Below are 15,778 nucleotides of genomic sequence, written 5' to 3'. Positions count from 1 at the left end.
AATGAAGACTTTAAAGGATGAAAGAAAACTTTTAGCAGTAGTATACTTTTTAACCATAGCACTTTTCGTTAATCTAGCAGTCCTTAAAGATCCTATAGATATAGGAGCTTTAATTATGGGAGGGGTATTAATTATACTTATAGGGTTTTCTCACTTTGTTATAAGAAAATACTATCCAGATGGAGATAAGTTTATACTTATATTTGCAGCTGTTTTAGCAGTAATAGGGATAGCAGTTTTATATAGATTAGATGAAAAAGTTGCTATAAAGCAAATTATATGGTTTATAGCAGGAATAACAGCTTATATTCTTATAATAGTATTACTTCCAGACCTAAAAACTTTTAATAGATATAGATACTATTTTTTAGCGGCTACGGCTCTGTTTATGCCTATGGCCTTACTTATCGGTAAAGAACAATATGGAGCAAAAAACTGGGTGCTATTTGGAGGTTTTGGATTTCAACCATCAGAATTCGGAAAGATATTTTTAGTTCTCTACCTGGCTTCGGCTTTAAGAAATTATGAAGACAAGAAGAATTTAATGGGAGACTTTAAACAACTTGTGGAGCCAGCAGCAGTAGTTATGGCATCCATAGGATGTATGGTTTTACAGAGAGATTTAGGTTCTGCCTTAATTTTCTTTGGAATTTCAGTAACTATATTATATATAGCTACTGCTAAAGGGAAATACGTATTTATGAGTTTAGGGCTATTTTCTGTAGGATCAGTAGTAGCCTATGGATTATTTTCTCATGTAAGAAATAGAGTTCTTATATGGAAAGATTTATGGGCATATGCTAATAATGAAAGTTATCAAATAGTTCAAGGGCTTTATTCTATATCATCAGGTGGTATGGTAGGAACAGGACTAGGGCAAGGGTATCCAGGATTCATTCCAGTAAATACAACGGACTTTATATTTGCAGTTATTTGTGAAGAAATGGGAATGGTATTTGGGATAGGTATATTAATGCTTTACTTCCTTTTATTTTATAGAGGTATGAGAAGTGCACTTAAGGTTGAAGATAGATTTTCTCAACTGATTTCAGTTGGATTTTCAGCAATGATTGCAGCTCAGGTTTTAGTAATTATAGGTGGAGTATTTGCTGTTATTCCATTGACTGGTATAACGCTTCCTCTTATAAGTTATGGTGGAACTTCTATGCTAACAATGTTTTTTGCACTTGGAATTATGCAAAAGATATCAGAGGAGGGTTAAAGTATGAAAGATATTCAAAGTAGTATAAAAAAAGTAATGATAGTTTTTTCTTTTTTACTTTTAGCTTTAATTACTTATATAGCTTATTTTCAGGCTTTTAAAGCTCCTGATATAGCAGAAAAAACAGGTAATCAGAGATTGTGGGCGGAAAGAAATAAGGTTTTAAGAGGAACTATATATGATAGAAATATGGTGGCTCTAACGGAGAGTAAAAGAAAAGATGCATTAACTCAAGAAAGAAAATATACTCAAGGATCATTATATTCACATATTTTAGGATATGCAAATGAAAAGTATGGACTAACAGGATTAGAAAATACTTATGACAAGGAATTAAGAAATTATAATAAAATATCTTATTCGGTTAATAGTTTATTAGATACTTTAAAAATTAAAGAAGCTTTTAAAAATAGAATAGATGAAGATGAGGATATAGTTGGGAATTCTTTAGTTACCTCATTAGATACTAATGTACAAAAATCTGCTTATCAAGCATTAGAAAATAAAAAAGGAGCAGTAGTGGTGTTAAATCCTAAAACTGGGGAAATTATAGCCTCGGTTTCTAGTCCTACGTATGATCCTAATAATTTAGACGATGTTATGAAAGCAGCTAATTCAGGAGCACAATCAAATTTTCCACTTATTAATAGAAGTACAGCTGGTATGTATGCTCCAGGATCAACCTTTAAGATTGTAACTTTAACATCTTCATTAGAAAATTTACCTGGAGTTACGAATAGAACCTTTAATGATAACGGAAAGATAGTATTTAATTCTAAGCAATCTTTGAGTAACTATGCTGGAGCTTCATATGGTTCTATAGGATTAAAGGATGCATTAAGGGTTTCATCAAATGTGGTTTTTGGTACACTAGCTATGGATTTAGGAAACAGTAAGCTTAAGACTACAGCAGAGAATTATTATTTTAATAAAAACATCCCTGCTAATGGAGTAGTTATAGAAACTTCTCAATTCCCTACCATAGATGATTCAGAAAAAGGAAGCATAGCTCAAACAGGAATAGGTCAAAGTTCTATTTTAGCTACACCTATGCAGATGGCATTAATAGCTTCTGCCGTAGCTAACGATGGAGTAATGGTTGAGCCTAAACTTGTAAATACAGTAGTTGATAAAAATGGGAAGACCGTCAAGAATATAGATACAAAAAATATAGGAAGAAGCCTTTCAAGTGAAAATGCTGCGATAATTAAAGATTACATGAGAAATGTAGTAAGTAGTAGAGAGAACAGTCAATGGACCTATTTTAAAGGACTTAATGTGGCTGGTAAAACTGGTACAGCCGATTATAAGCTTCCTGATGGAACAGATGCAGTTCCAAATGCTTGGTTTATTGGATTTGCTCCAGCAGATAATCCTCAATATGCAATTGCGGTGTTAATCGAAAATGGAGGAGTCGGCGGTGTAGCAGCGGCAGAAACTGCAGGAAAGGTATTAAAAACAGCCATGGGCAAATAGGAAGAGGTGGTTTTTATATTTGATTTTGAATATCATTTGAAGAACCTTCCTGAGAAACCTGGAGTTTATATAATGAAAAACTCTTTAGGTGAGATTATATATGTTGGGAAGGCAAAGGTTTTAAAAAATAGAGTAAGACAGTATTTTCAAAGTTCTAAAAATCATTCAGAAAAAGTTAAAAAGATGGTAGCTAATATTTCTGAGTTTGAATATATAGTTACAGATTCAGAAATGGAGGCTCTTTTATTAGAATGTAATCTAATTAAAAAACATAGCCCTAAGTATAATATTGCACTTAAAGATGATAAGTTTTACCCGTTTATTAAGATAACGATGAATGAAGATTTTCCAAGAGTATTCGTTACTAGGAATTATGCTAAAGACGGTAATAAGTATTTTGGACCTTATGTAAATGGCACAGCTGTCTATGAGACTATAACTTTAATAAAGAAGATATTCCCACTAAGAACTTGTAAGAGATCTATTATAGAAGGTGGGGAAAAAACAAGACCTTGTTTAAATTACCATATTAATTTATGCAAGGCCCCTTGCGCTGCACTTATATCGAAAGCTGAGTATAGAAAGATGATAGATCAGATTATAGATATATTAAACGGAAAAGATAATTATATAGTTAAGGAACTTAAAGAAAAAATGCTAAAGGCTTCAAATGAATTAGAATTCGAGGAAGCTGGAGGTTATAGAGATAAGATATTAGCTATAGAAAATATAATAGAGAAACAAAAGATGTTTACAGTTAAAGAAGGAGAAGAAGACTATATAAATCTTTATTGTGATGAAAAAGATTGTTGTGTACAAATATTCTTTTCAAGAGATGGAAAAATCAGTGGAAGAGAGCATTTTGTATTTGAAGATAAAGCGGGATATAATAAAAGAGAAATTTTAAGAGAATTTATTACTAGTTTTTATGGTGGAACAGCGCAAATACCTAAGAATGTTTATCTACCAGATGTAGATGATTTAGAGTTATTAGAAGAGTTTCTAACTATAAAAAGAGGGTCAAAGGTTTGGATAAAGATACCTAAAAAAGGAGAGAAAATAAATCTTCTTGATATGGTAGAAGAAAATGCAAAAGTAACTTTAGATAAATTTAAAGATAAGATATTAAGCGATAAAGAAATAAATAGGGTAGCTTTAGAGGAGCTTAGAGAAATTTTAGAGTTAGATGAGTTGCCTATGAGAATAGAGGCTTATGATATCTCAAATATTCAAGGAGTGGATTCTGTAGGAACCATGGTAGTATTTGAAGAAGGTAAACCTAAAAATAGCGATTATAGAAGATTTAGAATAAAAACAGTTCAAGGTCCTAATGATTATGAAAGTATGAGAGAGGTATTAACAAGAAGATTTGCTCATGGATTAGAGGAAGTTAAGCAAATTCAAGAGAGAAAATTAACTCTTGGAGGTGGTAAATTCTCGGTATTTCCAGATGTAATCTTAATGGATGGAGGAAAAGGCCAAGTTAATATAGCACTTGAAGTTTTACAGAGTTTTGGAGTAGATATACCTGTTTGTGGAATGGTTAAAGATGACAAACATAGTACAAGAGGGCTTATTTATAATAATCAAGAGATATTATTGTCAAGAAGAAGCAATTTATTTCATATGCTTACAAGGATACAAGATGAGGTTCATAGATTTGCTATAACCTATCACAGAAGTTTAAGAGATAAGAGAACTCTTCATTCTATATTAGAAGATATCCCCTATGTAGGAGAAAAGAGGAGAAGAAACCTACTTCTAAAATTCGGAAGTGTAGATAATATCAAAAAAGCCACTGTGGAAGAATTATTAGAAACACCTGGAATAGATAAAAAAGCTGCTGATAGTATAAAAAAGTACTTTAGTGGCAATTAAATAAATAGGGAAAGAAAGAGGGGCTTTAGCTATGAAATATGTAGTAGATACGCACACACATACTATTGATTCAGGGCACGCTTATAGTACATGGTTAGAAAATATTAAGTGGGCATCTGAAAACGGAGTTAAGGTTTTAGCAACAACAGAACACGGACCAGCTATGCCTGGAGGACCACATATATTCTTTTTTAATAATCTTAAGGTTTTACCAAGAGAAATGTATGATGTAATTCACTTAAGAGGATGCGAAGCTAATATTGTAGACTTTGAAGGGAATATAGATATACCAATGGAAACACAAAATAAACTTGATTTAATAATTGCATCTTTACATGATGTTGTTATAGAATCTGGAACTGAAGAGCAGAATACGAATGCACTTTTAAATGTAATGGAAAACCCAAAGGTTGATATATTAGGTCATATAGGAAATCCCCAATTCCCAATATGTATAGAGAAAGTTATAAAAAAAGCAAAAGAAAAGAATAAAATAATAGAAGTAAATAATAGTTCATTTAGATCAAGGCCAGGAAGTGAAAAGAATTGTAAAAAAGTAATTGAGTTATGTAAAAAATATGAGGTTAATATAATAGTTAGTTCAGATGCCCATGTATGTACTCAAATAGGTAATTTTGATGTAGCCCATGAACTTTTACAAGAAATTTCTTTTCCAGAAGAGTTAATAATGAACACAAATAAAGATAAGATAATAAACTATTTAGTGAAGAAAAATAAGCTTAAAGACATATAGCTTGTTAAATTTAGGATTATTTATTATACTTATATATTAGAGTACTATTAATCAGAAGGGGTTTCAATATGAATCAGTACGGTTTTTTATTAAATAAGCTAGAGAAAATACTTGATAAAAATGACATAAAGATAAATGAGCCAATGAGTGAACATATATATTTTAAAGTTGGTGGACCAGTAGATTACTTGCTTAATCCAAAAAAGAAAGAGCAGGTTGTGGAAATTATAAATATTTGCAAAAATGAAAATATTCCATACTATATAATTGGTAATGGATCAAATCTTTTAGTTAAAGATGGTGGAATAAGAGGCGTTGTAATAAAACTTTGCGAGTTAGATAATATAGAAGTGAAAGAGAATACTATAATATCAGAATGCGGAGCTTTATTATCTAAGGTTTCAGAAGCTGCATTGGATAACTCTTTGACAGGATTTGAATTTGCTTGTGGTATTCCAGGAAGTATTGGCGGAGCTGTATATATGAACGCAGGAGCCTACGATGGAGAAATATCTCATGTTATAAAATGGGCCGAAATAATTGACGGAGATGGAAAACTAGTAAAGTTGTCAAAGGATGAACTGAAATTAGGATATAGAACTTCGTATATTATGGAGAATGGTTTTGTTGTTATAAGCGCTTGTTTTGAATTAAGGTTTGGAGATAAAGAGTTAATTAAAAATAGAGTAGATGAATTAACTAGAAGAAGAGAAGAAAGACAACCGCTTGAGTATCCTTCAGCGGGAAGTACATTTAAAAGACCACCTGGATACTTTGCGGGTAAGCTTATACAAGATGCTGGTCTTAAAGGTTTCTCTTTAGGGGGAGCCGCTGTATCTGAAAAACATTCAGGTTTTGTAATTAACAAAGGAGACGCAACTGCTAAAGATATCTTAGATTTAATAGCTCATATTCAAGCAACAATAAAAGAAAAATTTGGGGTGGAGCTTAATACTGAAGTCAGGATAATTGGAGAAGAAAAAGATAATTAGATAAATAAGAACTCAGCTTTTAGGGCTGAGTTTTTTACTTAGTGGTATTTAAAATAATAATCATCATAATGGAGGGAGTAAGCACATAAATATTAATACAAAAATTAAGTATTTATGATATAATTTATTATAGATTTTTAGTAGAAAGGACGGTGAAATCCTGATTTTGCTTAAGGCAATATTGTCAGGGGAACTTATGAGATTTGTAATTGTTACTGGATTGTCAGGAGCGGGAAAAACGGAAGCCACAAGAAGCCTTGAGGATTTAGGATATTTTTGTGTTGATAACTTACCACCTAAATTAATACCTAAATTTGCAGAAGCGTGTATTCAAAGTGAAGGAAAGATAGATAAGGTTGCACTTGTTATAGATATTAGAGGGGGAGTTTTTTTTGATGACCTCTTTGAAAGCTTAATATATTTAAAAGATGGTGAATTTAAGTATGAGATATTATTTTTAGAAGCATCAGATGATATATTAGTAAAAAGATTTAAGGAATCAAGGAGAAGTCATCCATTAGCGCCAGATGGAAGAGTTATAACAGGAATAGAAAGTGAAAGAAAGAAATTAAGGGAAGTTAAGGATAGAGCAGATATAATTATAGACACATCAAAATATGCAATAAAAGATCTTAGGGAGAAAATAAATGAGAATTATGGAGATGGAAAGGTTATAGAAAAGCAATTATCTGTAACTGTATTATCATTTGGTTTTAAATATGGAATACCTGTAGATGCTGATTTGGTATTTGATGTTAGATTTATTCCAAATCCTTTTTATATACCAGAACTCAAACCTTTTTCTGGAAATGAAAAACCTGTTAAAGACTATGTATTATCTCAAGAAGAGACTATAGGATTTGTTGAAAGGCTTGAAGATATGCTTAAATTCCTTATACCAAACTATACTAAAGAAGGAAAGAGACAATTGATTATTGCAATAGGTTGCACTGGAGGAAGACATAGATCTGTTGCAATTGCTAATGACATTTATGAAAGGTTAAGCAATGATTATACGGTTGGAATTGAGCATAGGGATGTGAATGAAGATACCTATAAGGGAGCTAGAAAGTTATGAGGTTCCTAGACTGGTTAAGACCTGGAATAAGGGTTAAAAGATGGATCTTATTTGGATTATTAGGAGTGCTTTTAGTAGCTTACGGTTTTACGGAACTTGCTTTACACAGTATGTATAGCATCATGTATAAAGTATTTTATGTATTTTTAATAATAACAGGGATTTTTGTTTTATACGTTTCAGTAACTGAAGTGATGAGGGGAATAATAGCACTTATAAATAAAGGATATATAAAGGTATCATTAGATTCAGATAAAATGCAAAATCTTATATATGAAAAAAGATTATTAGTAAAAGGACCTAAAATAGTAGTAATTGGTGGGGGGACAGGTCTTTCCACAATGCTAAGAGGATTAAAGTATTATACTTCTAATATAACTGCTATAGTTACAGTTGCAGATGATGGTGGAGGATCTGGGGATTTAAGAGAAGATTTAGGTATTCTTCCTCCAGGAGATATAAGAAACTGTATATTAGCTTTGGCTGATACAGAGCCTTTGATGGAAGAACTACTTCAATATAGATTTAAAGATGGAAGGCTTAAGAATCAAAGCTTCGGTAATTTATTTTTAGCTGCAATGGATGGAATTTCAGATAATTTTGAGGATGCTGTTCAGAAGATGAGTTCGGTATTAGCAGTAACAGGGAAAGTTATACCTGTTACTTTGGAAAACATGAGATTGAAAGCATTTTATGAAAATGGTAATACAGTAGAGGGTGAATCTCAAATACCAGAAGAAGCTATTGCCCAAAAAACTAAGATTTCGAAGTTAATGATTATACCTGAAAATGCGGAGCCATTAAGGGAGGCATTAACAGCTATACGAGAAGCCGATGTAATAATTATGGGACCAGGAAGTTTATATACTTCTGTTTTGCCAAATTTATTAGTAAAAAAGATATCGACAACCATTAAGAGAAGTAGTGGTTTAAAAATGTATGTTTCTAATATAATGACTCAGCCAGGAGAAACAGATAATTTTAAAGTTTCAGATCATTTAAGAGTTTTGTATAAACATTGTGGGAAAGATATAGTCGATTATGTTATAGCAAATGTTCAAGAATTACCTAAAAATCTTATTGAAAAATATAGGGAAGAAGGTTCTCAAGAAGTAATAATTGATAAAGAGATTATAAATAAGATGGGAATAGAGATTATAGAAGCTAATTTAGTTAAATATAAAGATGGCTTCATTAGACATAATTCAGAGGAACTCGCAAAAGTAATAATGACTACAGTTATGGAGAAAGCTCTTCTTTATGATAAGAAGAAGATAATAGAGTATATGTATCTATCCCAAAGGTTAAAAGAAAGTAAATAATTATATATTAAAGGAAGTATAAAGGGAAGGGAGATCCTATGTCATCATTTTCATCTAAGGTTAAAGGAGAAATATGCAGATATACAGATATAACTAGGGAAGAGGCTTTAGCTGAATTATCAGCTATAATGAAGGTAAGCGGAACTTTAGCCTTTAGTGGTAGGCAGATTAGTTTTAAGATAACAACAGAAAACCCAGGTTCAGCAAGATTAATATTTACTCTTCTTAAAGAACACTTTAGTATTCACTCTAAACTTATGGTTAAAAAGAGTAGTTCTTTAAAAAAGAACAATATTTATATGGTTCTAGTTACAGAAGAAATGGGAGTAAAAGAACTACTTTATGAAACTGGTATATTTAAAGAAGTTGAAGGCATAATGTCTTTAAGCTATGGTATAGAAGAACAAATGGTTTCTAGTGATGAAAACGCTAGAGCATATATTAGAGGTGCATTACTTGGAGGAGGAAGTATATCTAATCCAGAAAAAGCATATCATCTAGAATTTGTGACTCATAGTGAAGAATATGCTAAAGATTTAAGTAAACTTGTTAATAGGTTTGGATTGAATTCTAAAATTATTCAGAGAAAAAACAGTTATATAGTTTATATTAAAGAAGGCGAACAGATAGTTGATCTTTTAAATATAGTAGGAGCTCATACTTGCCTATTAGAGCTAGAGAATATAAGAATAATGAAGGAAATGAGGAACAATGTAAATAGACTTGTAAATTGTGAGACTGCAAACTTAAGTAAAACTGTTAATGCTGCAGTAAGACAAGTTGAAAGTATAAGACTCATTCAAAAGGAAATAGGTCTTCAAAGATTACCTAAAAATTTAAGAGATATAGCAGAGCTTAGATTAAATTATCCGGATGAATCTTTAAAAGAGTTAGGAGAAATGCTAGATCCACCAGTAGGGAAATCAGGTGTAAATCACAGATTAAGAAAAATAGAAAAAATAGCAGAAGAGCTACGAGGGAAATAAGATAGTTAAACTTAGATTAAGTTATTGTTATGAATGTTAAAGATTCAGTTAAAGGTGTATTAATAATAATACACCTTTAATTATTTTATGTAAAATTGGTATTAAGATGGTTGTTTGGAGGAATAAAAACAATGATAAAGAAAAGTATTAGAAATCAGCTATTAATACCAATTGTATCTATGATAATTCTTTTAGTTTCAGTTTTATCTTATGTAGCTATAAGTGAATCTAAAAAACACATAACCAATAATTCAGAGAGATTTCTAATGGAATTAACAAATGAAAAAATAAATAATATCAATAATATTTTTAATGATAATTTAACAAGTATGTGGGGAATTGTTAATTCTCAAATTTTGAAGGATGGAAAAACTCCCTGGGAAACCTTAAAAAATTTACTTGATTCTCAAAAGAAATCAAGAGATCATATATCTATAGGAATTATAGATGAAAATGGGAGCATAAAATATAGTGATGACACAACTGGAATGCTTGAAGATAAAGAGTTATTAACTAGAGTGCTTAATGGAGAAGGGTTAGTAAAAAAAGTTGGGATTGATGGAGAGAATAATCCTATATTTTCTTATTTAGTTCCGATAGTAGTAGATGGTAGGATATCTAAAATACTAGTTGTAAATAGAATTGAGCCAGAGCTTAGCAGAATAGTTAAAGAGGAAGTCTCAGGATATGGGGCAGGGATTATACTAAATGAACAAGGAATTATACAGATACATACTAACAAAGAGTTTATAGGTAAAAAGTTAAGTGAGCTCGATGATAATGTTGGATTAGCAGATATAGAACAAAAAATGATAAAAGGTGAGGTATCTTCAGGAGAATACAAACTCAACAATAAAGATAATATAATAACATATGGAAAAATAAAAGTAATTGGGTGGTCATTTGGTCAATACCTAGATAAACAGGGAATACAGCAGGAGGTTGATGAGTTGTCAAAGTATTTCTCTGCTTTAGGAGGCATAGTTGCGATTATTGGCGTATTGACAGCATTAATAATAATAAACCTAATAACACGAAATTTAAAGAAAATAGACAATCATATGACTATACTTTCAACTGGGGACTTAACAAAAGGTGTAGAAGAGAATTTAAAGAAGAAAAAAGATGAGGTTGGAGACATAGCAAATGCTATTAATAAAACCCAGCAATATATTTCTGAAATAATTTCCTTAATAAAAATAAATTCAGATAGTATTGATATGAAGTCCGAAAATCTATCAAATATTTCAAGTAAGTTTGTGTATTCAACTGAAAACATAGCCCATGCAATAGAAGAAGTTGCAAGTGGAAGTGATACTCAAGCACAGGAGTTAACCGATACAGTAGAAATAGTGAATAAGTTTGGACAAGAACTTGATAAAATAGTAGTACAATTTGAGGAGATAAATACTAGAGCGGTAGACATTGATGAAAAAGCTAAAAAGTCTAATAACTCTATGGAAATGGTTGTCCAAGGATTGTTAGAGCTTATAGTGACATTTAGTGAATTTAAAGAAAAAATAAATTTAATGGACAAAAATATTAAAAAAGTTAATGCGTTTACTTCAGTAATCAAATCCATATCAGAACAAACCAATCTTTTAGCTTTAAATGCTGCAATAGAGGCGGCGGCTGCTGGTGATGCAGGAAAAGGGTTTGGTGTAGTAGCTGATGAAGTTAGAACTCTAGCAGAAAAAAGTAAAACGGCTTCAAATAAAATCTTTGAAATAGCATCTGATTTATTGAAAGATACACGAAATATTTCCTCGACTAGTGAAAAGATGAATAACGAGATAGTGAAACAAAGAGAGACAATAGATACATCGATGACTTCTTTTAAAGAGATATCATCATCTATTGAAGAAATAACTCCTAGGATAAATAATGTAAGTAGGTACGTTGAAAGGTTGTCGTCTAATAAGGATGATATCGTCATAAAAAGTGAAAATGTGGCATCAATTTCCCAGGAAATATCTTCATTAGCACAAGAAATATCGGCTTCGATGGAGGAAATGAAAGAATCATCACTTGATGTTTCTGTAACATCTAAAGACTTAAAGGATATGACTGCAGTAATGAAAGAGAACGTAGGGATATTTAAAATAGAATAAGGTGTTTTTTGAAATAAGATCGCTTCAATATTGTGTAGTGGTCTTATTTTATTTATAACTTTGATGATTTACCTATTTTATTTAGGGCTATTTTTGTCTAAAATAGAAGATAGGGAAGGAAGTGATGGAGTGAGTGAAAAGAAGTTTTGTCATCTACATTTACATACAGAATACTCTTTGTTAGATGGTTCAGGTAAAATATCTAAAATAATAAAAAAAGCAAAAGAATTAGGGATGGAATCAATAGCAATAACTGATCACGGTGTAATGTATGGATGTGTCGATTTTTATAAAGAGGCGAAGAAAGCAGGTATAAAAGCTATATTAGGCTGTGAAGTTTATGTGGTGCCTAAATCTATGTACATAAAAACTAATGATAGTGAAAATGAAACCCATCATTTAGTTCTTTTGGCTAAAAATCAGCAAGGTTATGAAAACCTGATGAAAATTGTATCAAAGGGTTCAACAGATGGTTTTTACTATAAGCCAAGAATAGATCATGAATATTTGAGAAAACATAGCGAAGGGATAATAGGATTGAGTGCTTGTCTGGGAGGAGAAGTAAACTCAGCATTAAATAATAGTAATTATAATAAGGCAAAGAATATTGCCATTGAATATAACGATATATTTAAAGAAGGATTTTATCTAGAACTTCAATATCATGGATTGGAAGAGCAAAGAAAGGTTAATGCAGGTCTTATAGAAATTTCTAAAGAAACTGGAATACCCTTAGTTGCTACTAATGATACTCACTATATTGAGAAGAAGGACTATAAATCTCATGATATATTATTGTGTATTCAAACAGGAAAAACAGTAGAAGATGAAAAGAGGATGAGATATCCTTCTGATGAGTTTTATCTAAAGTCTCCAGAAGAGATGTGGGAATTATTTTCTTACATTCCCGAGGCACTTGAGAATACAATTAAAATAGCTGAACAATGTAATTTTGATTATGAGTTTCATAAATCAAAGCTACCTAAGTTTCCACTACCAGAAGGTCAAGATCCTTATGAGTACTTAAGAGATGTATGTTTTATGGGATTATTAGAAAAGTATAATATAACCAATGAAAAATACTCTTATGAAAATATAGAGAAATATAAAAATATTAGTACTGAAGTAAAAGAACTTGTGGATAGGTTAGAGTATGAACTTGGAGTAATAAACCAAATGGGTTATGTAGATTACTTCTTAATAGTTTGGGACTTTATAAGATTTTCAAATGAAAACAACATCCCAACAGGTCCTGGAAGAGGGTCTGCAGCAGGATCAATTGTAGCTTATACGTTAGGTATAACAAAAATAGACCCAATAAAATATAATCTTTTATTTGAACGTTTCTTAAATCCTGAAAGAGTAAGTATGCCTGATATAGATTCAGACTTTTGTTATGAAAGGCGACAAGAAGTTATTGACTATGTTGTAGATAAATATGGTGAAAGCAATGTTTCGCAGATAATAACCTTTGGAACAATGGCTCCAAGAGCCTGTATAAGGGACGTTGGAAGAGCTATGAATTATACTTATGCAGAGGTTGATAAAATAGCTAAAATGATTCCTACCATGTTAGGAATCACTATAGAAAGAGCATTGAATCTAAATCCAGAGCTAAAAAAACTATATGATGATGAAGATAGAGTAAGAAACTTAATAGATGTAAGTAGAGATTTAGAGGGATTGCCAAGGCATTCATCAACCCATGCGGCTGGTGTTGTAATTGCTTCAAGACCACTGGTAGAGTATGTTCCAGTACAGAAAAATGAAGATAATATTGTAACTCAATTTGATATGAATACCTTAGAAGAACTGGGTTTATTAAAAATGGATTTCTTAGGACTTAGAACATTAACAGTAATGAAGGACGCTGTTGATATGATAAGACAAAATAGAGGTATAGAGATCGATTTAGATGATATTAATACTAATGATAAAGAAGTCTATAAGATGTTAGGAGAGGGAAAAACTGTAGGTGTATTCCAATTGGAGTCAGCTGGAATGACTAGCTTCATGAAGGATTTGAAGCCTGATTCTTTAGAGGATATAATTGCGGGTATATCATTATATAGACCAGGCCCTATGGCAGAAATACCTAGATATATAGAAAGTAAAAAAAATCCAGATAAAGTTACATATATAACCCCTGAATTAGAAAATATATTGGATGTTACTTATGGTGTTATGGTATATCAAGAACAGGTAATGCAGATAGTTAGAGACCTTGCAGGTTATTCTTTAGGACGTTCAGATATGGTTAGAAGAGCTATGTCAAAGAAAAAGCACGAGGTAATGGAGCAGGAAAGACGAAACTTCATCTATGGAATAGTAGATGAAGAAGGAAATATTGAAGTTCCAGGTTGTGTAGGTAATGGCATTTCAGAAGAGGCTGGGAATAAAATATTTGATCAAATGATTGACTTTGCAAGTTACGCTTTTAATAAGTCCCATGCAGCGGCTTATGCAATAGTAGGTTATCAAACTGCATTTTTAATGAGATATTATCCTGTAGAATTTATAGCTGCAATGCTTAATTCGGTGATGGGAAGTAATGATAAAGTGGCAGCCTACATAAACTCGGCAGAAAAATTAGGAATTAAACTTTTATTACCTGATATCAATGAAAGTTACTCCAAGTTTACAGTAAAAGGAGATACTATAAGATTTGGATTGGCCGCAATAAAAAATGTAGGTTATAACGTTGTAGAATCAATAGTAAAATCAAGAAATGAGAAGGGGAAGTTCACATCTTTACAAGATTTTTGTAATAAAATGGATTTTTCATCTATAAATAAGAGGGCAGTTGAAAGCTTAATAAAAGCAGGAGCTTTTGATAGTTTTAATGTATATAGATCAAGACTTTTAGCAGTTCATGAAAAAGTTATGGATTCAGTTGCTGGAGATAAGAGAAGGAATATAGATGGACAAATGAATTTGTTTATGGATCTTAATGAAAATGTATCTATTCCAGAGGTTACATATCCACAGATAAATGAATTTAAGAAAAACTATATTTTAACAATGGAAAAGGAGATGACCGGTTTATATTTAAGTGGGCATCCTTTAGATGATTATAAAGAAAGTATTAAATTACAAACTAGTACTACTATAGACAAAATAATGGCTACGAAGGAAGTTTTAGAAGAGGATATGCATGACGTACTTACGGTTGGTATGAGTGGATATAAGGAAGATAGTATAGAAGATGGGACTAGAGTTGTAGTTGCAGGAATAATAAGTTATGTAAGTAGAAAAGTAACTAGAAACAATACGATGATGGCATTTATTAAGATAGAGGATTTAACAGCATCCATGGAGGTTGTAGTATTCCCTAAAACTTTGGAGAAAGTTAATTCACTTATTAATATGGATGGTTTGGTTGTAGTAAGAGGAAGGGTAAGTATAAACGAAGAAGAGCTACCTAAAATTCTATGCGAAGACATAACTCCGTTAGAAAAAATAAACACAGAAAAAGTTTATATTCGTGTAGAGAATACTACAAAGGCAAAAGAGATTAATAAGCTTCTTAAAGTTCTTTTGACTGAATATAAAGGGGATACTCCTGTTAATATTTTTACTGAAAAAGAAAAACAAAACTTTAGATTAGCTAGAGATTGTTGGGTAGATTTAGATAAAGGAGCCTTGGAGTATTTAAGAAAGAAATTTGGAAATGATAATGTAAAATTAGTTGATTAGAAATAAGGGCTTTCAATTTTTTGGGAGCTCTTATTTTCATTATTTGTATTTGAAATAATGAAAGGTTTTTGATATAGTATATATGATGTAGATTTATAGAAAAAAATGTTGAAAGTTTTTAAATAATTTATTAAATATTTAAATTTTATAAAAGCTTTGACGAAAAGTTAATAAATAATAATAAATAAGAGAATTGGGTATAATATAGTTAAATGAAATAGATTACATTATTTTTTGTAATAAAACCTAGTAAAAAGCTTGAA

At 31.1% G+C, this 15,778-nt stretch carries 10 protein-coding genes; all 10 read left to right on the top strand.

Annotated features, from left to right (window positions below; all coding sequences use genetic code 11):
* Position 1: 1 nt before the first annotated feature.
* Positions 2 to 1,222, top strand: a complete 1,221-nt coding sequence (locus L1S49_RS01200) for an FtsW/RodA/SpoVE family cell cycle protein (protein WP_073019195.1) — start codon at positions 2 to 4, stop codon at positions 1,220 to 1,222.
* 3 nt (positions 1,223 to 1,225) lie between these two features.
* On the top strand, positions 1,226 to 2,698 hold the full coding sequence (locus tag L1S49_RS01195) for a penicillin-binding protein 2 (protein WP_238902211.1): 1,473 nt from the start codon (positions 1,226 to 1,228) through the stop codon (positions 2,696 to 2,698).
* Between the two features lie 15 nt (positions 2,699 to 2,713).
* Positions 2,714 to 4,576 (top strand): excinuclease ABC subunit UvrC, encoded by a 1,863-nt coding sequence (gene uvrC, locus L1S49_RS01190; RefSeq protein WP_181603659.1) that lies wholly within the window; start codon positions 2,714 to 2,716, stop codon positions 4,574 to 4,576.
* 31 nt (positions 4,577 to 4,607) lie between these two features.
* Positions 4,608 to 5,330 carry a phosphatase gene (locus L1S49_RS01185; protein WP_238902210.1) on the top strand — a complete coding sequence of 241 codons (723 nt, stop codon included), beginning with the start codon at positions 4,608 to 4,610 and terminating at the stop codon, positions 5,328 to 5,330.
* 68 nt (positions 5,331 to 5,398) lie between these two features.
* Complete coding sequence (murB, locus tag L1S49_RS01180) at positions 5,399 to 6,322, top strand: UDP-N-acetylmuramate dehydrogenase (RefSeq protein ID WP_238902209.1); 924 nt, start codon at positions 5,399 to 5,401, stop codon at positions 6,320 to 6,322.
* Between the two features lie 196 nt (positions 6,323 to 6,518).
* Positions 6,519 to 7,400 (top strand): RNase adapter RapZ, encoded by an 882-nt coding sequence (rapZ, locus tag L1S49_RS01175; RefSeq protein WP_073019203.1) that lies wholly within the window; start codon positions 6,519 to 6,521, stop codon positions 7,398 to 7,400.
* Positions 7,397 to 8,722: a gluconeogenesis factor YvcK family protein gene (locus L1S49_RS01170; protein ID WP_073019206.1), complete on the top strand. Its 1,326-nt coding sequence runs from the start codon at positions 7,397 to 7,399 to the stop codon at positions 8,720 to 8,722. The genes rapZ and L1S49_RS01170 overlap by 4 nt, the downstream gene beginning before the upstream one ends.
* A 38-nt stretch (positions 8,723 to 8,760) precedes the next feature.
* Positions 8,761 to 9,708, top strand: coding sequence for a DNA-binding protein WhiA (whiA, locus tag L1S49_RS01165; protein WP_073019208.1), 948 nt, complete (start codon positions 8,761 to 8,763; stop codon positions 9,706 to 9,708).
* A 131-nt stretch (positions 9,709 to 9,839) separates the two neighbouring features.
* The gene (locus L1S49_RS01160; protein WP_238902208.1) at positions 9,840 to 11,819 is read left to right on the top strand and encodes a methyl-accepting chemotaxis protein; all 1,980 of its coding nucleotides are present in this window, start codon (positions 9,840 to 9,842) and stop codon (positions 11,817 to 11,819) included.
* A 129-nt stretch (positions 11,820 to 11,948) separates the two neighbouring features.
* A complete protein-coding gene (locus L1S49_RS01155) occupies positions 11,949 to 15,515 on the top strand; it encodes a DNA polymerase III subunit alpha (RefSeq protein ID WP_238902308.1) in 3,567 nt (1,188 codons plus the stop codon).
* Positions 15,516 to 15,778 lie beyond the last annotated feature (263 nt).

The organism is Clostridium sp. YIM B02506, assembly GCF_022324845.1.
Lineage (GTDB): Bacteria > Bacillota > Clostridia > Clostridiales > Clostridiaceae > Clostridium_T > Clostridium_T intestinale.
Note: the sequence above shows the minus strand (reverse complement) of the source record. Positions and strands in the feature narration are given on the sequence as shown.